The organism is Demetria terragena DSM 11295 (genome assembly GCF_000376825.1).
Classification (GTDB): Bacteria; Actinomycetota; Actinomycetes; order Actinomycetales; family Dermatophilaceae; genus Demetria; species Demetria terragena.
Window position 1 is genome coordinate 807,658 of record NZ_AQXW01000004.1, and the last position, 20,268, is coordinate 827,925.

A 20,268-nucleotide genomic window follows, 5' to 3' on the forward strand; every position below is an offset into this window, starting at 1 on the left:
AGGCCACGGTCGCTACACAGGCGGCGCGGCAGCGTCGACGACACCGAAGGCCAGTAGTCCGAACAACACCAGCGCCAAGATCACCCGGTAGATCACGAACACCTTGAAGTCGTGATTGGAGATGTACTGCATGAGCCAAGAGATCACGGCATAGCCGATGACAAACGCGATGACCGTGGCGATGAGGATCGGGCCCCATTCGGGGTTCGGATCGTCCTCGGCGACCTTGATCACCTTGAAGAATCCAGATGCCAGCACGGCCGGGATCGCCAGGAGGAACGAGTAGCGAGCGGCGGCCTCGCGGGTGAAGCCCATGAACAGACCACCGGCGATGGTGCCGCCTGAACGAGAGACACCTGGGATCAGCGCGCAAGCCTGCCAGAAACCGAACGCGATGCCGGACTTCGTATCAAGCTGAGTGAGTTCTTTGGTCTGCTTGGCTCGCATATCGGCCGCCGCGATCACGATCGCGAAGATGAGCAGCATGGACGCGGTGATCCACAGGTTGCGCAGCGTCGAGTCGATCCAGTCTTGGAATAGCAAGCCAAGGATGGCGATGGGCAGGGTTCCCGCGATGACCAACCAGCCCATGCGGGCGTCGGGGTCGCTGCGGTCGACCTTCCCCACCAGCGACAACGACCATTGCTTGATGATCCTGGTGATGTCGCGCCAGAAGTAGACCAACACAGCCGCCTCAGTACCGAGCTGGTTGATGGCCGTAAACGCTGAGCCGCCGCCGTCCGAGTCAAAGAACAGTCGCGCGACGACCAACTGGTGCGCCGACGATGAGATCGGCAAAAATTCAGTGAGGCCCTGGACGATGCCAAGGACAATGGCCTCCAGCCAACTCATGCGGTACTTCCGTTCGTGTCGTGAAATTGAGCGGTGAGGGCGTCCATCTTGTCTCCCTGCACCAGGGCGGTGATCCACAGGGCGAGGAAGATGGCACCGATCACCAGCATGGTCAGCTCGACGAAGGACGCGGCGAGCACGAAGAACTGCAGCACCCAACCGACCGTCACTCCCCACGGTCTGCGCAGCAGCCCGGAGGTCAGGAAGGCGACGACAGCCAGGACGCACCCGATCACGAGGTATGCCACCGCCGGCTCACCCGGGGTGTCTCGCCGCACTGCCCACGCGACGAGAGCCACGAAGAAAAAGACGAAGGCCTCCCCGACGAGGACAACTGCCACCAGACGGCGAAACATCTTCTCCCCGACGCCGTACCACCGCAGTCCGCCGATCACGAGCTTTCGGCCCCGTCGCCGCCCGCCCCCACCAGCAAGCGGACCTCAGCCGCGGTGACCACCGAGCCGGTCGCGAGGACGCCACCACCGACGCCACCGTCATCGGCGAGTGCCGCTGCCTGATCGAGGGCGTCCGGCAGGTCGCGGATCACCGTGACCCGGTCCTCCCCGAAAATCTCCTCGGCGAGTTTTCCGAGTTCGGTGGGCGACATCGCCCGGGCGGAGGTCGTGCGGCTAATCACCACATGGTCGAGCATGGGTTCCAGGGCTTCCAGGATCGCGTCAGCGTCTTTGTCCTGCAGGATCGCCACCAGGCCCACCAGTTTGGTGAAGGTGAACGAGTCGTTCAGCGCCTCGCGCAGCGCCTGCGCCCCTGCAAGATTGTGCGCCGCGTCGACCAAGACCGTCGGTGAGCGCCGCACAATCTCCAGCCGTCCTGGAGACGTCACCTCGGCGAGACCTGTCGTCACAATCTCGGTCTCGAGCGGTTGCTCGCCACCGCCCAGAAAGGCTTCCACCGCCGCGACGGCGATGGACGCGTTCAGCGCCTGATGCTCCCCATAGAGCGGAAGGAAGAGGTCGGGATAGATCGCCGCCAAGCCCTGGATGGAAACCTGTTGGCCGCCGACCGCAGGTTCACGCTCGTTGAGGCTGAAGTCTTGGTCGATGCGGCGTACGCTCGCGCCGACTTCCTCGACGCGCTCAGCGATAAGTTCGTCGACTTCGGGCTCCTGCCGGGCCACGACGGCAATCGTGCCGGGCTTGATGATGCCGCGCTTTTCGGACGCGATGAGCTCCAGGGTGTCCCCAAGAAGTCGGGTGTGGTCGATGGCAATCGGGGCGAGGACCGCAACCGTCGCGTCGGCGACGTTGGTGGCATCCCAGCGCCCACCAAGGCCGACCTCGATGATGGCGACATCAATCGGTGCGTCGGCGAAGGCTGCATAGGCCACGACGGTCAACACCTCGAAGTACGTCATCGGAGGACCGTCGGCAGCCACCGATTCGGCGTCGACAATCTCGATGAATGGGGCGATGTCATCCCAGGTGGCAATGAATCGCTCTCGCGAAATCAGGTTGCCATTCAACGAGATTCGCTCGCGCAAGTCGTGCAGATGAGGGCTGGTGAACCGTCCGGTCGAGAGACCTGCCTCGCGCAGCAGCCGCTCGATGATGCGGGCTGTCGAGGTTTTCCCGTTGGTGCCTGTGATGTGGATGACGGGGAATGCCTTCTGCGGGTCGCCCAACAACTCCATCGCGCGCGCGACGCGATGCAGGCTTGGCTCCGGCATGTGTTCCGGGGTGCGGGCAAGGATGGCGTCCTCAATCTCGCGCATCCTGCGGTGTTGCTCGACCTGACGGGCGGCCTCACGCTGAGCGTCGTCCGGGCGCGGACTCACACCTCACCCCGCTCATCGACCGGTGCATCTGTCGGTGTGATCTCGCGACTTACGACGATGTTGTCGGGCATACCCGACCCGCCTTCCTGGACTTCAAGGTGCTCGAACCCATGATGGGTGTAGAAAGCAGCCGCGTGCTCGTTGCCATCCAGATAGGACAGTCGTAGTTGCGTGTGCTGTTGAGCTGCCACGCGGTGGATCGCGGCCCGCATCAGCGCACCGCCGACGCCGCAGCCCTGGTATTCGGGCAAGACGTAGAGCTTCCACATCCAGGCGTGGTCGTCGTGGACGCCAAGCTCAGACATCCCCACCACCTCGCCGTTAACTTCGGCGACCGTGACCCGCCCCTTCCGTATGGCCGGAATGATGGCTTCCTGAGTCCACCACTTGGCCAAGCCCATCGCGACGTACTCATCGCCTGCGATAGGGCCGAATGTCACCGGCCAGGTTCGATGTCCAACATCAACAACGGCGACGAGGTCGTCGCCGTCGGCCTCTCGAGTGAGGACAGAGGTGTTAGTGCTCACGGCTTGCCTTCTGAAGTGCGATCGTCACGGTCCGTCCGTCGCCCACCGTTGCTGTCACGCCCTCAAGCTCATGACCCGTCCCAGCGGCTCCGAACTGCACAGCCAGGGTCTCATTCATGATCAGGTGCTGGTGCGCCGCAGCCGCCTGCCAGACCTCGTCATCACCGACGAGGCTTAAGGAGATCCGGTCGCTGACCGCCAATCCGGCGCTGCGACGGGCGTCTTGGACCGCACGCACGATGTCACGTGCGAGGCCTTCGCGCGCGAGTTCGTCCGTCACGTGGGTGTCGAGGACAACAAAGCCCCCACCGGGCAACATCTGCACGGCTCGATGCGCGTCGTCACTGCCCTGAGCGACCACCGTCTCCAGGGTGAACTCGCCAGAATTGAGGACGAGGCCTCCGGCAGTAACGGTGCCGTCGGCTGCAACAGACCAATCTCCAGACTTCGAGCCCTTGATCGCCAGTTGCACATCCTTGCCAAGGCGTGGTCCGGCCGCTCGGGCGTTGACCACCAGACGCTGCTCGACCCCGAATTGATCGGCGGTCGGGTCGGCAAGGTCCACCACGCGTACTTCACGCACGTTGACTTCGTCGGCGATCAACGCCGAATAGCCTTCGAGCGCTTGCGGATCCGTGGTCACCACGGTCAACGATGCCAAGGGCAGTCGAACCCGCAACTGCTGGCCCTTGCGAAGCGCCAGGGTGGTCGAGCAGACCGCACGCACCTCGTCCATTGCGGCAACCAGGGCATCATCGGCCGGAAGATCGGCGGCCTCCGGCCAGTCGGCAAGGTGGACCGATCGTGCCCCGGTCAGCCCCCGCCAAATCTCCTCGGAGGTGAACGGCAACAACGGCGCCGCCACTCGCGTCAGCACTTCCAACACCGTGTAGAGGGTGTTGAAGGCTCCCTCGCTTGTCCCGCTGGTTGAGCTTGTCCCGCTGGACCAGAACCGCTCCCGAGACCTGCGGATGTACCAGTTCGTCAACACCTCGACGAAGGTCTGCACGCTGTCGCAGGCTCCAGAGATGTCGTAGGCATCCAGTCGTGCCTGCAGATCGGTGACCAGGTCGTGCGTCTTCGCGAGGATGTAGCGATCCAACGGATCCGTCGCTGCCGTCGACCAGTTCGCCTCGTACCCATCGGCATTCGCGTACAGACTGAAGAAATACCAACTGCTCCACAGCGGGATCACGACCTGGCGCACGCCCTGGCGGATACCGTCCTCGGTGACCGACAGGTTCCCGCCGCGAAGGATTGGGCTCTGCATGAGGAACCACCGCATGGCGTCGGCGCCATCCCGGTCAAACACCTCTGACACGTCCGGGTAGTTCCGCAGCGACTTGCTCATCTTTTCGCCATCAGAACCCAGCACGATGCCGTGGCAGATGACGCTCTTGAAAGCCGGCCGGTCGAAGAGTGCAGCGGCGAGGATGTGCAGCGTGTAGAACCAGCCGCGGGTTTGGCCGATGTACTCGACGATGAAGTCGGCCGGGTAGTGGTGCTCGAACCAGTCCGAGTTCTCGAACGGGTAGTGCACCTGGCCATACGGCATAGATCCCGAGTCGAACCACACGTCAAGCACGTCCTCGACGCGGCGCATCGTGGACTTCCCCGTGGGGTCATCGGGGTTGGGCCGAGTCAGGTCATCGACGTACGGGCGGTGCAGATTGGGCTCGCCGTCCGGACCCACGGGGAGTCTGCCGAAGTCTCGCTCGATGTCAGCAAAAGAACCGTAGACATCCATCCGTGGATAGGCGGGGTCATCCGAGGTCCACACTGGAACAGGGCTGCCCCAGAACCGGTTTCGCGTGATCGACCAGTCCCTGGCGTTTGCGAGCCACTTACCGAACTGTCCGTCCTTCACGTTGCCCGGCACCCACGTGATCTCGGAGTTGGTGCGCAGCATCGTCTCCTTGATCTTGGTGACCGCCACGAACCAGGAGCTCACTCCCTTGTAGATCAACGGGTTTCGGCAGCGCCAGCAGTGCGGGTAGGAGTGGTCATAGGACTCCCGCTTCAGCAGGACCGTGCCGGGGGTTACCGAACCAACGCCGACCGAATCAACGCCGGTCGAGGCACTAACCCCATCAACGCCGGTCGAGGCACTAACCCCATCAACGCCGGTCGAGTAGGCCGAGGCGCTAGCCGAGGCCGTATCGAGACCAACACGGGTAGCGGCCTTGAGGTGGTCGATGATGTGGGGGTTGGCGTCGAAAACCAACATGCCCTCGTACTCCCCGACTGGGGCGGTGAATCGCCCGTCGGGGCCGACGGGCATGACGGCCTCGATGTTCTCCCGCGTGGTCACGACATGGTCGTCCTCACCGAAGGCGCCCGCGGTATGCACCAAACCGGTTCCGTCGGTCGTCGTGACGAAGTCTCCCTCGACGACGCGGAAGGCGTTCTCGTGGCCCGTGTAGTAGGAGAACGGCGGGTCGTACGTCGTCTCTAAGAGGTCAGAACCCTTGAGCCGCTGGACGATTCGCTCAGACCAGTCTGCCTTCGGGTCGCCAAAGAGTTCCCGGGCATATTTCCCGACGAGGGCCTCAGCGAGGACATACCGCTCGGTCGTGCCCGTCAGGAGGTCCGACTCGACGACGACATAGTCGATGTCGGTGCCGACCACAATCGCGAGGTTCGAGGGCAGCGTCCACGGGGTGGTGGTCCACACCAGCAGGAGCGCACCATCGACAACCCCGCTCGTCGCGCGCAATCCGACAGTGACGGCCGGGTCTTGGCGCATCTGATAGACGTCTTCGTCCATCCGGAGCTCATGGTTCGACAGTGGAGTCTCGTCGTTCCAGCAATAGGGCAGCACCCGGAAGCCTTCGTAGACCAGGCCCTTGTCATAGAGGCTCTTGAAGACCCAGAGCACGGACTCCATGAACGTGGAATCCAGTGTCTTGTAGTCGTTCTCGAAGTCGACCCACCGGCCCATACGCCGGACGTATGACTGCCACTCGTCGGTATATCGCAACACAGACTCACGCGCGGCAGCATTGAACGTGTCGACGCCCATCTCGACAATCTCGTCTTTGGTCTTCAGACCGAGCTGGCGCATCGCTTCGAGCTCAGCCGGGAGGCCATGGGTGTCCCACCCGAAGCGTCGCTCGACCCGCTTGCCGCGCATCGTCATGTAGCGCGGCACAACGTCCTTGGCGTATCCGGTCAGGAGGTGGCCGTAGTGCGGCAGACCATTGGCAAAGGGCGGGCCGTCGTAAAAAACGAACTCGTTGTCGCCATCGGTGCCGGCGTCGCGCCGCTCCACCGATGCGCGGAAGGTGTCGTCCTGATCCCAGTACGCCAACACCGACTCTTCGATACGCGGCAGGTCAGGGGTCTGTGGCACGCCAAAGGCGGCGCCCGAGCCATTATCGCCGGTCGAGCCGTTATCGACGGTCGAGCCGTTATCGCCGGTCGAGCCGTTATCGCCGGTCGAGCTTGTCGAGACCTTGGGATAGGCCATCGGTGGTACTTCCTCGCGTCGATCCTCTACGAGGACGGCACACCCGGGAATCCGGGCGGCACCGCGGTACCACCTCGCTTGCCGCGCTGATGCGGCCACTCGCTCCTGAGCTGTGACGGGCTCGTCCCGTCCGGTTCTACTAGGGCCAAAGGACCCGTTCTTCCGGAGGCTCGCCGCTGATGACGGCTCACACGCCTATGTCCCCATAGTACGGCGCCGCACTCTCACTCCGAAACCGAGAATGTCTGTCCCCTTGGAGAGGGAAAGAACCTCCTGTGGAAACCGGCACTGGCGCGACCGACCTCTGATGCTGACTGCATGGATGCCCGACTCGTACTGCTCGAACTCGGCGGGGTTGCACGCTTCGCCGACCTCGTGCGCCGAGTCGGACGCCACGCCGTAGAACAGGCCGTCGCGAGCGGGCTCATCGAACGCCTCCGTCACGGCATCTACGTCCTCCCCGAACTGGGCGAGCAGCAGCGCGTGGCGTACGCGATCAGCGGCCACCTGTCGCACCTGTCCGCGGCCACCCACTGGGGATGGTCCCTCAAGCAAGCCCCCAGGCAGGTCAACGTGACGGTTCCACGCCATCGCAAGGTGCGTCAGCGTCCCGCCCGCACCCATATTTGGTATCGCGACTGCTCCGCCCACGATCTCGTGGACGGAGTGACCGAACCCTTGAGGACGGTGATCGACTGTGCCCGCGACCTTGAACTCGACGAGGCGCTGTGCGTCGCCGACTCGGCGCTTCGCTCCGGCGATGTCACCGCCCGCGAACTCGCTCAGGCGAGCGACCTCCTGCGCGGACCAGGGAGTCGTAAAGCTCGTCGTGTCGCCCTTCTCGCAAGTGATAGCTCCGCCAATCCATTGGAGTCGACCCTGCGAGCCATCTGTGCCGGCATCCCTGGTCTGAACGTTCTGCCGCAGGTCTTGATCCGAGAGTTCGAAGGCAATGCGCGGGTTGACCTCGCCGACGAATCGCTCCGCCTCGTGCTGGAGGCCGAGGGCTACGAAACTCACGGGACTCGCCGAGGGTTCGACGCCGACTGCCGACGCTATACCGTGCTGGCCGCATCAGGCTGGCTAGTTCTGCGGTTCACCTGGACTCAGGTGATGTTCGAACCTGACTGGGTTGCCTCCCGCATCCGTGAGGCCATCGCCCTCCAACGGCTGCGAGTCGACAGGCACAACCCAGCACGACGGAGAGCATCGCTCTGATCTGCCCCGGTGTGCCAGTCGATATGCAGGGAAATCTGCCTACCTCACCTATCGGTAACGAGGGTGTCCGCAGTCAGGTTCGGCACGGCATGATGAACCTCATGACTTCGGTGCCTGCCCCCACACTTCCCGACGGCCGCCTCGTCACCGACGCCGACGTCGCGCTGGCCTATGCCACTGACGCCAGCCTGGGCTCGGCCGCGCCAGACAACTTCCTGGTCGTACGTGCCCGCGACCGCGACGATGTCGTCGCCGTGCTGGAGCATGCGCAGGCCCACCGCATTCCGGTCGTGCCACAGGGCGCCCGTACCTCACTGTGCGGGGCGGCGGGCGCGCTGCAAGACGGCATCGTGCTCAATGTCGAGTCACTCAAGTCCGTTGAGGTCATCGCTGACGAGAAGTACGCCGTCGTCGGCCCCGGAGTCATTAACGCCGACCTCAAGAAGGCCGTCGCTGAGTACGGCCTGGCCTACCCGCCTGATCCCGCGTCTGGGCCGATGAGCACGATCGGCGGCAATATCGCCACCAACGCAGGCGGCTTGTGTTGTGTGAAGTACGGCGTCACGGGCGACTATGTGAAAGGCCTCGAGGTCGTCCTGCCCGGCGGCGAGATCATCCACACCGGTCACCGCACGGCAAAAGGGGTTACCGGCCTGGACTTGACGGGCGTATTCGTCGGATCCGAGGGCCAACTCGGCGTGGTGACCGAGGCCCTCGTACGCCTCGTCCCTGCCAGCGACCCACCCCTGACTGTGCTGGCGACTTTTGGGTCGTTGGAAGCGGTGGCCGCCGCCCTGGTGCGGCTGCGCGCCGAGCGCCACGGCCCCAACCTGATCGAGGTCCTGGACCGGACCAGTCTGCAGGCGGTGCAGGCCATGGATGACTTCGGCTTTCCCGAGGACGCGGAGGCCGTGCTGTTGGTGCAGTCCGACCGGTCTGGGCACACCCAGGAGGACGTCGCGCGGTATGCCGAACTCTTGACGCAGGCAGGCGCCGACGAGGTGGCGGTGGCCGACGATGCCCAGGAGGCCGATGCACTGATGGCTGGCCGTCGCGCCCTGGCGCTCGCCGTGGAGAAAATGGGGCCGCATTTCATTGAAGATGTGTGCGTTCCGGTCTCCAAGCTGGGTGACCTTATCGCCCGCTCGCGCGCCCTCTGCGAGGAGCGTGGGGTGCAGATTCTGCTCTCTGGTCACGGCGGCGATGGCAACCTGCATCCCTGCCTGTTCTTCAGCGACGAACCAGGGCGCGAGCGCGCCGAGGAGGCATTTGGCCTCATCGTCGAGACGGCGCTGTCGATGGGCGGCACCGTCACCGGCGAGCACGGCGTCGGCTCTCTTAAACGCCAGTGGCTGCCCCAGGAGCTCGGCGACGCCGAGATGGCGCGCCAGCGAGCCGTCCGAGCCGTCTTCGACCCCCACGGGATCATGAACCCGGGACGACCGTACTGATGACGGACGTGATCGGGTCGCGGGACCTATACGACGATGAACATGAAGAATTCCGGAGGAGTGTCCGGGCCTTCGTCGACAAGCACGTGGCACCGAACGCCGACCGGTGGGACGAAGCCGGAATCGTGGATCGTGAGCTCTTTACCGAGGCTGGCGCGGTAGGACTCCTGGGCTTCGCCGTTCCCGAGGAATATGGCGGCGGCGGCACGGACGATTTTCGCTTCAACGCGGTGATGGGGGAGGAACTGGCGCGCAACCCGGTGAGTTCTGGTGTCGCTGCGCTTTCCTTGTCCAACGACATTGTGATCCCCTATTTCACAGGTCTGACCACGCCCGAGCAACGCCAACGCTGGCTCCCGGGCATCGCCAGCGGGGAAAGTGTGGTCGCGGTCGCCATGAGTGAGCCCGGCACCGGCAGCGACCTCGCGGGAATCCGGACAAAAGCCGTGCGCGACGGTGACGACTACATCGTCACCGGAAACAAGACCTTCATCTCCAACGGCCAGAACGCCGATCTTGTGGTCACCGCAGTTCGCACCAGCGAAGACCGACACAAGGGCCTCAGTTTGTTGGTTGTCGAAACGGCCAGCGAAGGGTTCTCCCGTGGCCGCAACCTGGACAAGATCGGTCTGCACGCCCAGGACACCTCAGAGTTGAACTTTGACGAGGTTCGAGTTTCTGCGGCCAACCTGCTGGGCGAAGAAGGATCGGGATTCGTCGGCCTGATGCGCAACCTTCCGCAGGAGCGCATCTCGATAGCGGCCGCGGCGGTCGCCTCCAGCGAAGGCGTCCTCCAGCGCACGCTCGACTACGTCAAAGACCGTCAGGCGTTCGGCAAGCCCATCGGATCGTTCCAGAACACCCGGTTCGAGATGGCAGACATGGTCACGGCCGTCCAGGCGGCGCGTGCGTACCTCGACCACCTGCTGCGGTTGCACACCCGAGGTGAGCTCACCGCAGAGGCCGCCGCTGCCGCGAAGTTCTACGCCACCGAACAGCACGTCAACGTCGTAAACCGTTGCCTGCAACTCCACGGCGGGTACGGCTACATGCGCGAATATCGCATTGCGCGCGACTACGAGGATGCCCGCATCAGCACCATCTATGGGGGCACGACCGAGATCATGAAGGAGATCGTCGGTCGAGGGCTTGGCCTGTAGGTCGCCTGTCCGCAACCGAGCCGCTTCTGACCGAACCCGGTCAGCCGTTGGCGTACGCCCGCTCGTGAATCATCTCTAGGTGCTCGCGACCGTCGCCCTTGGCGAGCGTGTTGGGGCTGACCTGCCCGCCGAGCGCCAGGATCGGGTCGAAGAAATAGGTCTCGCCCGGCGCTAATGGACCGAGCTTGTTGCGAGCGCCACCGCGCGGACCTTCCAGGTCCGAAAGGTGGGAGTGCTGGCTGGGGAGGTGCTCGTTGAAGAACGCCGCCAGGTCATCGCCGACGACCACATTGGTGCCGAAATGCGGATCGAGGCACTGAATTCGGTCGCGACCGTCCACCGAGTCGTAGTGGTACACGTGCCCAAACGAGGTCACGGCAACCGGAACCGATGTCACGTCCGCGCCCAACCACGCTTGGAGGGTGCCCATCCACTCCCCCGGGTCCACGATGGCGATGCGCTGCTCGCCGTAGAACCCCAACCCGTGGTTGGCCCACAACTCAACCAGCGCGCCCGGGACCTTGTCCTGGGCATACGCCAGGAACTCCTGGCTAGGAGTCGTGACGTCAGGGTCCGGCGCGAAGCGCTGCAGGAACGGTCCCAGGGCAGGGTTTTGGGCTGGCTCGTCCCATTGGGTCGCCTGCCCGAAACTGGGCTGGCCTGTGGGCTGATAGCCAGGCTGTGCCTGCCCGAACTGGTCGCTCATGACTGCCTCCTGAGGCGTCGTACGTTCGTGATGCCGGGCACGACGGTACTCGACATGCTGGCGGTGGTCGCCTAGGCGCCGAAACCCCATTCTGCCTGCGGACCACTGTCTGGGAACATATGGCTCATGACCGACACCCCCCCTGCGCCCCACGCGCGCGTTCCTGAGAAGCCGACCGTCGACGGACTCGAGGACAAGTGGGGCCAGGTATGGGCCGACAACGAGACGTACGCGTTTGATCGAGAGCGGGCGCTCTCCCTGCCACGTGAGCAGGTTTTCTCCATCGACACCCCGCCGCCCACGGCGAGTGGATCACTCCACGTCGGGCATGTGTTCTCCTACACCCACACCGACTGCATGGCGCGCTATCAGCGGATGCGTGGCAAGGAGGTGTTCTATCCGATCGGTTGGGATGACAACGGCCTTCCAACCGAGCGTCGGGTTCAGAACTACTACAGCGTGCGAGGCGACACCACGCAGCCCTACGTCGAGGGGTTCGAGCCACCAACCCGCGGCACCACCAAAGCCGTCAAGGCCGCCGACCAACGGCCAGTTTCCCGAGCCAACTTTGTGGAGTTGTGCGACGAACTCACCGTCGAGGATGAGAAGGCGTTTGAGTCCCTCTTCCGGACGCTGGGCGCGTCGTGCGACTTTGCGCAGACCTACCGCACGATTGACGATCGATCGCGCGCTGTTGCTCAGCAGGCTTTTCTTCGCAATGTGCAACGGGGCGAGGCCTACCAGGCCGAGGCGCCGGGGCTGTGGGATGTCACGTTCCAGACTGCGGTGGCCCAGGCCGAACTGGAAGCACGGGACTACCCCGGCGCGTTCCACACCATCAGCTTCCACCGGCCCGACTCCAGCACCATTGAGATCGAAACCACCCGCCCGGAGTTGATCCCAGCGGTGGTCGCGCTCATCGCCCACCCCGACGACGAGCGGTACGCCGATCTATTTGGCACGACCGTCACGTCACCCCTGTTCGGGGTCGAGATTCCGGTCGTCGCGCACCCCGCGGCCGAGCCTGACAAGGGCAAGGGCATCGCCATGTGCTGCACGTTCGGCGATCTCACCGACGTGATCTGGTGGCGTGAATTGCAGTTGCCGATCCGCTCAGTGGTGACGCGCAACGGGCGGCTCGACGGCGACGTCCCAGACTGGATTGCTGGCGGTCCCGGCGAGACGCTGTATTCGGAGCAACTTGCCACGAAGACCGTTCACACTGCGCGGGAGAATATCGTTGCGGCACTGCGGGATTCGGGCGACTTGATCGGCGACCCGGTGAAGACCCAGCGCAAAGCGAACTTCTTTGAGAAGGGCGACAAGCCGCTGGAGATCGTGACGAGCCGCCAGTGGTACATCCGCAACGGCGGGCGCGACAAAGACCTGCAGGCTGCGCTGATCGAGCGGGGCCAGGAAATCGACTTCCACCCCGCCTTCATGCGTAGCCGGTACTCCAACTGGATCGCGGGCCTCAATGGCGACTGGCTCATCTCGCGCCAGCGCTTCTTCGGCGTTCCGTTCCCAGTCTGGTATCCCCTCAACGGCGACGGCGAGATTGATCACAACAGCCCGATCTTCGCACCGGAGAACGCGCTTCCGGTCGACCCTTCCAGCGACGTTCCGGAAGGCTACACAGCGCAACAACGTGGTGTGGCAGGCGGATTCACCGGCGATCCAGACGTCATGGACACCTGGGCAACCTCCTCCTTGAGCCCGCAAATCGTGAGCGGCTATCCGGTGACGAGCAATGCCGGCGCACGAAATGACGAAGACCTGTTCGCCAAGGTCTTCCCCATGGATCTGCGACCGCAGGGACACGACATCATCCGTACGTGGCTCTTCGCGACCGTTGTCCGAAGTCACTTTGAGCACGGAAGCGTGCCCTGGACTGGCGCAGGCATCAGCGGTTGGATCCTCGATCCCGACCGCAAGAAGATGTCCAAGTCGAAGGGCAACGCCGAAACACCGGAGGACGTTCTGCGCCAGTTCGGCGCGGACGCCGTGCGCTACTGGGCGGCCTCGAGCCGCCTCGGGATGGACGCGGCCTACGACACCAGCGAAATGAAGGTCGGCCGACGCCTGGCGATGAAGGTGCTGAACGCCAGCAAATTCGCGCTGACCATGGGCGAGGTGGAAGGTGACCTCGCCAGCAAGGTGACCGAGCCGCTCGATCACGCCGTGCTCGCTGCGCTACGCGACGTAGTCGCGGAATCGACTGCGGCATATGAGAAGTGGGACTACACCCGCTCGCTCGAACTCACCGAGACCTTCTTCTGGACCTTCTGCGATGACTACATCGAGTTGGTGAAAGATCGCGCCTACGGCGGACGTGGTGACGAGGCTGCGGCCAGCGCACGGGCAACACTGCGCTTGGCGCTGGACGTCATCCTGCGGTTGTTCGCACCGTTCCTCCCCTACGCGACCGAAGAGGTGTGGTCGTGGTGGCACGAAGATTCGGTGCACCGAGCGGAGTGGCCGGAAGCCACTGAGCTTCCCAGCGGCGGCGACCCTGCGGTGCTGATCTCGGTGGGACGGGCGCTGGCTGGCGTTCGGCGGGCCAAGTCGGATGCCAAGTTGGGCATGCGCGCTGAGGTCACCGCGATGACCGTCCTCGGCACCGAAGACCAGAAGTCCCAGATTGCAGCGGCCGAGGACGACCTCCGGGCGGCAGGAAAGATCACGGGGCTGGACTTCGGTGACGGCGACGATATTGCGGTCTGCGACGTCGAACTCACACCACCGCCGCCGCGGAACTAGACCTTCCTCCGAAACGCCCGCGTTCGGTTGCTCTCGTCGCTAGTCTCGACTGATGGGGACGGGCGGACGTGGCAAAACCGCTGCGACCGCACGCGCCGGTCAGGTGGTCGCTGGCGCGGCCGGAATCGTGCTGATCACCCTGGTGGCCAGCACTTTCGGCTCCCCGATCGCTGGCACTCCGACGCGGGATTTTGAAGCGCCCACAAAGACACTCAGTTCGTCTACCAGTTCGGGGCCAACCCTGGGCGACGGCGGCGGCAGGTCGCTTCCGCCAAGCGAATCGGTCGCGAGCGCTCCGAGTTGGCTCAGTGCCATCGTGGCGCTCATCTTCGTGGCGCTGTGTGCGATGGCCGGGTATTTCGCACTGCGTTGGGTGCGGGAGACCGCTCGCGCGCGGCGTACGGACCCCGAGCGACCTCCTGCACCGATCCCGCCCGAGGCGGCGGTCGCCGCCCTGCTGGAGGACACCGCTCGCCATCGCGACGCCCTTGACGACGGCATCGCGAGCGAGGCCATCATCGCCATGTGGGTCACCTTGGAGCAGTCGGTCGCCCGAGCAGGGATCACTCGGCATCCTTCGGAGACCTCAGCCGAGCTCACCGTACGGGTTCTAGAGCGCCTGGACTTCGACGGCGAAGGCGTCATGGTTCTAGCGGCGTTATATCGCGAAGCACGGTTCTCCCGGCATCACGTCACCGACGCCCACCGCGAGCGAGCGCGTGCCGCCCTCCGCCAAGTGCACCTATCGCTGAGCCAGCACCGCGCGTCAGGCTCGAACGGCGGCGATCACCCATGACCGCAACGACTTCCAGGCCCTCCTGGTCGCGACGAATCGCGACCACCGCGGTCCTCGCTCTCTTCGCGGTAGTGGTTCTCAGGTGGCTCGGTTCAGACCCGTCTTGGATCGGCGTGGTCGCAGCCACTACCGCAGTCGCGGCAGCCGCGTGGTTCTCGTCTGACATCGCCGCGCACGACGTCGCCTCAGGGAGTTGGCCTCTGGCCCAGCCCGCTCCGACAGAGCGTCCGAGCCTGGACGGTCGCCTGGCAGTGCTGCGGCGCATGGCTGACTCGGCGGCAGAGCCACCACCAGATGACGCTCCGACCCGGCCCGCAGCCACCGAACTACAAGCCATCTTGCGGCGCGCTGCCGAGCACCGCCTCAATCGGCGATCGGACGGCGCACCGTTGCCACCGGATCTTGCCAGCTATCTGACCGCAACCCCCGCCCCGCGGGTCCCCATCGACCAGTTGGACCGTCTGCTCACCAGGATTGAGGAACTATGACTGCCCCCGCTGATGCCAGCCGCATCGCCGCCGAGGTATTGGACCACGTGGAGCGGGCCGTGGTCGGTAAGCGCCAGCCCCTGGAGATCGTTCTCGCAACAGTCCTCGCGGGTGGGCACTCGCTCCTGGAGGACTTCCCCGGTCTCGGCAAGACCCTCGCGGCGCGATCTCTGGCCCAGACACTCGGATTGCCCTTCACCCGAGCGCAATTCACCCCAGACATGCTTCCAGCGGACCTCACTGGCTCGTACGTCTTCAATCAGGCTGCCGGCGACTTCGAGTTCCGAAAGGGTCCGCTCTTCACCGGACTGCTGCTGGCCGATGAGATCAACCGCACCCCGCCCAAGACGCAGGCTGCTCTCTTGGAGGCCATGCAGGAACGCCAGGTCAGCGTCGAAGGGCGGACCTTTCCCCTACCGCGTCCCTTCCACGTCCTCGCCACGGCGAACCCCGTCGAGTACGAAGGCACCTATCCGCTCCCGGAGGCCCAACTCGACCGATTTCTCACCCGGGTCTCGTTCGGTTATCCCACCCTCGAAGAGGAGACCGACGTGATCCGACGCCGGCTCGACCGGCAGCAAGAAGACCAAGAACTACCGGCTCTGCTCGACGCGGCCGGGCTCCAGTCCCTTCAGGACACGGTTGAGCGAGTCGCGATCGACCCGAGCATCATCGACTATTGCGTCCGACTGGTGCAGGCGACCCGTGAGCACGCACACCTCCAGATCGGATCGTCGCCCCGCGGTTCGCTCGGGTTAGCGCTGGTCGGCCGTGCCCTGGCTGTCGTCCGCGGCCGTGACTACGTCGTCCCCGAAGACATCAAGACCATCGCCGTTTCGGTTCTGGCGCACCGGGTGAGCCTGCGCCCCGAACTATGGATGACCGATCACACGGCGCACGGCACGATCCAAGACCTCCTGCGTACTGTTCCCGCCCCGCCGACGGCGGCAGGAGATGGCGGCGAGTCGTGAGCCACGGCAACTGGTGGCACCACACCGCCGAAAACGACCAGAGCACTCCAGAACGGCGCTGGAGCCCCACACCCATGCTGGTCCAAGCAACGGTGATGGCAGCGCTGGCGACGGGCATCGCGGTGCTCGCACGCCGCCCGGATGTGCTGGTCCTCGCTACTCCGTTCATCGTGATTGTGGCGTGGTCGTTGGTTTGTCGCCCAGACACCACCCCGACCATCCACGTCGGAGTAGCACCCACCGCTCTGCACGAAGGGCAGTCCTGTCGGTGGCATGCCCACGTCACCGACGCCTCGCATGTCGATCACGCCGTCACCCTCCTATCTATCCCTCCGACGATGCGCACCGCCCCGGCCCACGGGGAACTCATGACCCCGGTGATCCACGGTGAGGCCGATGTCCATTTCGACCTCCAGTCGACTCGCTGGGGCAAGCGGCAGATCGGTGACGCGATGCTCACCTTCATCAGTCCGTGGAACGCTTTCAGGCTCGGCCCCCAGGAGGTCCCCGGCGCTCCAGTCCTCACCACACCGACTGGCGATCTGTTTACCCTCGCCGCGCCCGCGCCCCACCCCGACGGTCTAGTCGGCCTCAACCGCAGTCGCCGGCAGGGCGACGGCAGCGAGTTCGCCGATATCCGGCCGTTCCGCGCCGGCGATCGCCTGCGGCACATCCACTGGCCGGTGTCGGCTCGGACGGGCAACCTGCACGTACGCACCATGTATGCCGAGCAGGACGCCGAGGTCCACCTCGTCGTCGACGCCACGCACGAGGTCGGCGTGAGCGGTGGCATCCACGGAACCCCCAGTTCGACCGACCAGTCGGTGCGCGCCGCAGCGGCACTGGCCCGACACCTCCTGCAGCGGGGTGAACGGGTGGGGCTGAGCGCCTACAGTTCCGAGCCGCTTCAGTTGCCCGTCGGGTTGGGTCCACGCCAGCTACGACGCATCATCGACAGTCTGGCGATGATTCAACCGCGGCGCGTCCAAGGACGTCGGGAACCAGCGCGCCCGCCGGTACGCGCCGGATCCGGGTCCTTAATCATCCTGCTGACACCCCTGGTCGGCCGCGACAGCGTGAACCAGGCTCTGCGCTTGAGTTCCCACGGGCACACCATTGTCGTGGTCGACTGCCTACCCACGAACGTCGCGGTCGACGGCGCCGACGAGGACCCTTCAGTCCGCCGCGCGTGGCGGTTGCGGCTTCTGGAGCGCGACGCAGATCTTGCGGGACTTCAGCGCCTCGGCATCCCCGTCGTCGCCTGGCAAGGCCCAGGAACCCTGGACCAGGTGTTGCGCCAACTGTCGGCCCGCCCGCGCCCCAGGGCGGCCCGCCGATGAACCCCGTGACCTATGCCCACGACCGGCTCGTGGTGCTGCGCCGCGACGCGCTGCTGGTCGAAGGCGTGATCTTCCTCCTTGGACTCGGTTACGTGCTCACCCTCACGGTGGCCGGTGAACCCGGCTGGTACGCCTACGGGTTGCTCCTCGTCCTGTTCCTCACGCTGGTGTCCCCCAACCTGAGTCACCTCCTGCTGCCGGCGGCACTTCTGGCCTGGTGGTTCAGTGGGATTCCGGTCGGAAGTGCCTACAGCCTCCCCGCGGCGTGGTGCCTACTAGGCCTGTTCTCGGGTACGGCGTTGCTCACGGCATTCCCCGATGGGGTGCCGCTCTCCCGCGAGATCGTGGTGCGCTACGTCCAGCGCACTGCCGTCGTGGCGGGCCTCACCACCGGCGTGTGGGCACTCGGGATGTTGCTGGCGCGCGCTCACGGCACCTCAGTGTTGCTCACGACCGCAGCATTTCTCGCCTTGGCAGGCGCGCTGATCATCTTGCCGCGGTTGATCTCGCCCTCCGCACGTGAGGGCGAGCACGGCTAGGCCGATTCCTTGCGGGTCGTGCGCTTACGCGGGGTGGCGTCGCGCCGCACAATCGTCGGGTTGACGTTGTCGAGCACGACCTCCCGCGTGATCACCACGCGGGTGATGTCGGTCTCGCTGGGCACATCGAACATGACCGGCGCGAGCACCTCTTCAAGGATGGCGCGCAGCCCGCGGGCACCAGTCCCGCGCAACATCGCCTGCTCCGCGACGGCTCCGACGGCGTCCTCGGTGAACTCCAACTCCACGCCATCAATCTCGAACATCTTCTGGAACTGCTTGACCAGCGCGTTGCGGGGCTCGGTCAAAATCGAAACCAGGCCATCGCGGTCCAGCGGCGACACGGTCGTGATGACCGGGAGCCGTCCCACGAACTCGGGGATGAGCCCAAACTTCAGGAGGTCTTCGGGCAGGACGTCATCGAAGTGTTCGGCCGCATCCTTGGCCGTGCGCAGCTCCGACCCGAACCCAAGGCCCTGCTTGCCGGCACGCTGCTCGATGAGCTTTTCCAAGCCAGCGAACGCGCCACCGACGATGAACAGCACATTGGTGGTGTCAATCTGAATGAACTCTTGGTGCGGGTGCTTGCGCCCGCCCTGCGGTGGCACGGACGCGGTGGTCCCCTCCAGGATCTTCAGCAGGGCCTGCTGAACGCCCTCACCGGAGACATCGCGCGTGATCGAAGGGTTCTCGCTCTTGCGCGCCACCTTATCGATCTCATCGATGTAGATGATCCCCGTTTCGGCCTTCTTCACATCAAAGTCGGCGGCCTGGATCAGTTTGAGCAGGATGTTCTCGACGTCTTCGCCGACATAGCCCGCCTCGGTCAAGGCGGTAGCGTCGGCAATCGCGAACGGCACGTTGAGCATCCGCGCCAAGGTCTGTGCGAGGTACGTCTTGCCGCACCCGGTCGGGCCGATGAGCAGGATGTTGGACTTGGCGATCTCGACGGTTTCGCCGTCTTTATCTTTCTTGCCAATCGACTCGGCGGCCTGGATCCGCTTGTAATGGTTATAGACCGCGACCGACAGTGCCCGCTTCGCGAGGCTCTGACCGACGACGTAGTTCTCCAGGAACTCATAGATCTCGCGGGGCTTGGGCAGGTGATCGAACCCGAGGTCCGAGTTCTCCGCAAGCTCCTCTTCGATGATCTCGTTACACAGGTCGATGCACTCGTCGCAGATGTAGACCCCCGGCCCGGCGATCAACTTCTTGACCTGCTTCTGCGACTTGCCACAGAAGGAGCACTTCAGCAGGTCTCCACCGTCTCCGATGCGCGACATGTGCTCCCTTTCGTCGTCGTACTCATCACAAACCCGATCACTCGACCACTCACACGTCGTGATCGATTGCCCCATTGAAACCCATGGTGTGCAACCAACTCCATGCCCAAACAGGTGTGTCCGCTGATAGCGCAATCGGTCCTTCGCTGACAGCCCAACCCACACGAACGCCCTACTTCCGCGTCATTCCGGGAAGTAGGGCGTGTCGTGAACAACGGCAGCGGCGGAGACCGTCAGTCCTCTGCGGAGGCCTTGCGGCTGGACAGAACCAGGTCCACCAGACCGTACTCTTTGGCGTCAGCCGCGGTCAGGATCTTGTCCCGCTCAATGTCCTTGGTGACCTGTTCCTTGGGACGACCGGTGTGATGCGCCAGCGTGTCCTCCAGCCAGTCACGCATCCGGAAGATCTCGTTGGCCTGGATCTCCACGTCGGAAGCCTGCCCGCCCGAGCCCTCCATGGCGGGCTGGTGAATCAGGATGCGCGAGTTGGGCAGGGCAAAACGCTTGCCCGGTGCGCCCGCGCCCAAGAGCACCGCCGCCGCGGATGCAGCCTGGCCGACGACGAAGGTCTGCACGTCGGGACGGATGTACTGCATGGTGTCGTAAATCGCCGTCAGCGCGGTGAACGAGCCACCGGGTGAGTTGATGTACATCAGGATGTCGCGATCGGGGTCCTGGCTCTCCAGGACGATCAGCTGGGCGATGATGTCGTCCGCCGACGCATCGTCAACCTGCACGCCGAGGAAGATAATCCGGTCCTCGAACAGCTTGGTGTAGGGGTCCTGACGCTTCATGCCATAGGAGGTGCGCTCCTCGAACTGCGGCAGGATGTATCGGCTTGTCGGTGCCGGAGCGGTGTAGAGACCACCCGGCAGAGAACCCTGTGCGGCCGTGCGCTTTTCGTTAGTCATGT

Annotated in this window: 17 protein-coding genes; 9 read left to right on the forward strand and 8 right to left on the reverse strand. The window is 64.6% G+C overall.

All coding sequences use genetic code 11. The annotated features are described in order from the left end of the window. Positions 1-12 precede the first annotated feature (12 nt). Genes F562_RS0107965 through ileS form a run of 5 tightly spaced genes read right to left on the reverse strand, consistent with a single transcriptional unit; the run spans position 13 to position 6,643 of the window. Positions 13-852 (reverse strand): undecaprenyl-diphosphate phosphatase, encoded by an 840-nt coding sequence (locus F562_RS0107965; protein ID WP_018156423.1) that lies wholly within the window; start codon positions 850-852, stop codon positions 13-15. Then, entirely contained in the window at positions 849-1,247 is a 399-nt protein-coding gene (locus F562_RS0107970) for a DUF4233 domain-containing protein (protein WP_018156424.1), read from the reverse strand. Before F562_RS0107970 ends, F562_RS0107965 begins: the two co-directional genes overlap by 4 nt. Beyond that, positions 1,244-2,647 (reverse strand): bifunctional folylpolyglutamate synthase/dihydrofolate synthase, encoded by a 1,404-nt coding sequence (locus F562_RS0107975; protein ID WP_018156425.1) that lies wholly within the window; start codon positions 2,645-2,647, stop codon positions 1,244-1,246. Before F562_RS0107975 ends, F562_RS0107970 begins: the two co-directional genes overlap by 4 nt. Then, a complete protein-coding gene (locus tag F562_RS0107980; protein ID WP_018156426.1) occupies positions 2,644-3,174 on the reverse strand; it encodes a GNAT family N-acetyltransferase in 531 nt (176 codons plus the stop codon). Before F562_RS0107980 ends, F562_RS0107975 begins: the two co-directional genes overlap by 4 nt. Beyond that, positions 3,164-6,643 (reverse strand): isoleucine--tRNA ligase, encoded by a 3,480-nt coding sequence (ileS, locus tag F562_RS0107985; RefSeq protein ID WP_018156427.1) that lies wholly within the window; start codon positions 6,641-6,643, stop codon positions 3,164-3,166. The genes F562_RS0107980 and ileS overlap by 11 nt, the downstream gene beginning before the upstream one ends. A 318-nt stretch (positions 6,644-6,961) precedes the next feature. Between ileS and F562_RS18495 the strand changes: the two genes are divergently transcribed. The 3 genes from F562_RS18495 to F562_RS0108000 all read left to right on the forward strand — a co-directional run bounded on the left by F562_RS18495 (position 6,962) and on the right by F562_RS0108000 (position 10,472). Then, positions 6,962-7,861, forward strand: a complete 900-nt coding sequence (locus F562_RS18495) for a DUF559 domain-containing protein (protein ID WP_018156428.1) — start codon at positions 6,962-6,964, stop codon at positions 7,859-7,861. A 101-nt stretch (positions 7,862-7,962) separates the two neighbouring features. Then, positions 7,963-9,312 carry an FAD-binding oxidoreductase gene (locus tag F562_RS0107995; RefSeq protein ID WP_051080206.1) on the forward strand — a complete coding sequence of 450 codons (1,350 nt, stop codon included), beginning with the start codon at positions 7,963-7,965 and terminating at the stop codon, positions 9,310-9,312. Continuing rightward, complete coding sequence (locus tag F562_RS0108000) at positions 9,312-10,472, forward strand: acyl-CoA dehydrogenase family protein (protein ID WP_018156430.1); 1,161 nt, start codon at positions 9,312-9,314, stop codon at positions 10,470-10,472. Before F562_RS0107995 ends, F562_RS0108000 begins: the two co-directional genes overlap by 1 nt. Before the next feature lie 40 nt (positions 10,473-10,512). Here F562_RS0108000 and F562_RS0108005 read toward each other — a convergent pair whose 3' ends face one another. Next, positions 10,513-11,178 carry a GAD-like domain-containing protein gene (locus F562_RS0108005; RefSeq protein WP_018156431.1) on the reverse strand — a complete coding sequence of 222 codons (666 nt, stop codon included), beginning with the start codon at positions 11,176-11,178 and terminating at the stop codon, positions 10,513-10,515. 126 nt (positions 11,179-11,304) lie between these two features. On the opposite strand from F562_RS0108005, the gene valS reads away from it, so the two are divergent. The 6 genes from valS to F562_RS0108035 all read left to right on the forward strand — a co-directional run bounded on the left by valS (position 11,305) and on the right by F562_RS0108035 (position 18,072). Then, complete coding sequence (valS, locus tag F562_RS0108010) at positions 11,305-13,938, forward strand: valine--tRNA ligase (RefSeq protein WP_018156432.1); 2,634 nt, start codon at positions 11,305-11,307, stop codon at positions 13,936-13,938. A 52-nt stretch (positions 13,939-13,990) separates the two neighbouring features. After that, a complete protein-coding gene (locus F562_RS20130; protein ID WP_018156433.1) occupies positions 13,991-14,734 on the forward strand; it encodes a DUF4129 domain-containing protein in 744 nt (247 codons plus the stop codon). A 113-nt stretch (positions 14,735-14,847) separates the two neighbouring features. Further along, the gene (locus tag F562_RS0108020) at positions 14,848-15,222 is read left to right on the forward strand and encodes a hypothetical protein (protein WP_156822581.1); all 375 of its coding nucleotides are present in this window, start codon (positions 14,848-14,850) and stop codon (positions 15,220-15,222) included. Next, positions 15,219-16,193: an AAA family ATPase gene (locus F562_RS18505; RefSeq protein WP_018156435.1), complete on the forward strand. Its 975-nt coding sequence runs from the start codon at positions 15,219-15,221 to the stop codon at positions 16,191-16,193. The genes F562_RS0108020 and F562_RS18505 overlap by 4 nt, the downstream gene beginning before the upstream one ends. Beyond that, positions 16,190-17,533, forward strand: coding sequence for a DUF58 domain-containing protein (locus tag F562_RS18510; RefSeq protein ID WP_018156436.1), 1,344 nt, complete (start codon positions 16,190-16,192; stop codon positions 17,531-17,533). The genes F562_RS18505 and F562_RS18510 overlap by 4 nt, the downstream gene beginning before the upstream one ends. Then, positions 17,530-18,072 carry a hypothetical protein gene (locus F562_RS0108035; protein ID WP_156822582.1) on the forward strand — a complete coding sequence of 181 codons (543 nt, stop codon included), beginning with the start codon at positions 17,530-17,532 and terminating at the stop codon, positions 18,070-18,072. Before F562_RS18510 ends, F562_RS0108035 begins: the two co-directional genes overlap by 4 nt. Here F562_RS0108035 and clpX read toward each other — a convergent pair. Together clpX and F562_RS0108045 are read right to left on the reverse strand one after the other, a co-directional pair. Then, positions 18,069-19,355 carry an ATP-dependent Clp protease ATP-binding subunit ClpX gene (gene clpX, locus F562_RS0108040; protein ID WP_026181109.1) on the reverse strand — a complete coding sequence of 429 codons (1,287 nt, stop codon included), beginning with the start codon at positions 19,353-19,355 and terminating at the stop codon, positions 18,069-18,071. The genes F562_RS0108035 and clpX overlap by 4 nt on opposite strands. 233 nt (positions 19,356-19,588) lie before the next feature. Further along, the gene (locus F562_RS0108045) at positions 19,589-20,266 is read right to left on the reverse strand and encodes an ATP-dependent Clp protease proteolytic subunit (protein ID WP_018156439.1); all 678 of its coding nucleotides are present in this window, start codon (positions 20,264-20,266) and stop codon (positions 19,589-19,591) included. Between the last annotated feature and the right edge of the window lie 2 nt (positions 20,267-20,268).

What these genes read in the sequence shown, in the direction of transcription:
- F562_RS0108005 (WP_018156431.1), bottom strand. Translation starts at nt 11,178, where the DNA reads ATGAGCGACCAGTTCGGGCAGGCACAGCCTGGCTATCAGCCCACAGGC.
- ileS (WP_018156427.1), bottom strand. Translation starts at nt 6,643, where the DNA reads ATGGCCTATCCCAAGGTCTCGACAAGCTCGACCGGCGATAACGGCTCG.
- F562_RS20130 (WP_018156433.1), top strand. Translation starts at nt 13,991, where the DNA reads ATGGGGACGGGCGGACGTGGCAAAACCGCTGCGACCGCACGCGCCGGT.
- F562_RS0108045 (WP_018156439.1), bottom strand. Translation starts at nt 20,266, where the DNA reads ATGACTAACGAAAAGCGCACGGCCGCACAGGGTTCTCTGCCGGGTGGT.
- F562_RS0108035 (WP_156822582.1), top strand. Translation starts at nt 17,530, where the DNA reads ATGAACCCCGTGACCTATGCCCACGACCGGCTCGTGGTGCTGCGCCGC.
- F562_RS0108000 (WP_018156430.1), top strand. Translation starts at nt 9,312, where the DNA reads ATGACGGACGTGATCGGGTCGCGGGACCTATACGACGATGAACATGAA.
- F562_RS18495 (WP_018156428.1), top strand. Translation starts at nt 6,962, where the DNA reads ATGGATGCCCGACTCGTACTGCTCGAACTCGGCGGGGTTGCACGCTTC.
- F562_RS18505 (WP_018156435.1), top strand. Translation starts at nt 15,219, where the DNA reads ATGACTGCCCCCGCTGATGCCAGCCGCATCGCCGCCGAGGTATTGGAC.
- F562_RS0107995 (WP_051080206.1), top strand. Translation starts at nt 7,963, where the DNA reads ATGACTTCGGTGCCTGCCCCCACACTTCCCGACGGCCGCCTCGTCACC.
- F562_RS0107965 (WP_018156423.1), bottom strand. Translation starts at nt 852, where the DNA reads ATGAGTTGGCTGGAGGCCATTGTCCTTGGCATCGTCCAGGGCCTCACT.
- valS (WP_018156432.1), top strand. Translation starts at nt 11,305, where the DNA reads ATGACCGACACCCCCCCTGCGCCCCACGCGCGCGTTCCTGAGAAGCCG.
- clpX (WP_026181109.1), bottom strand. Translation starts at nt 19,355, where the DNA reads ATGTCGCGCATCGGAGACGGTGGAGACCTGCTGAAGTGCTCCTTCTGT.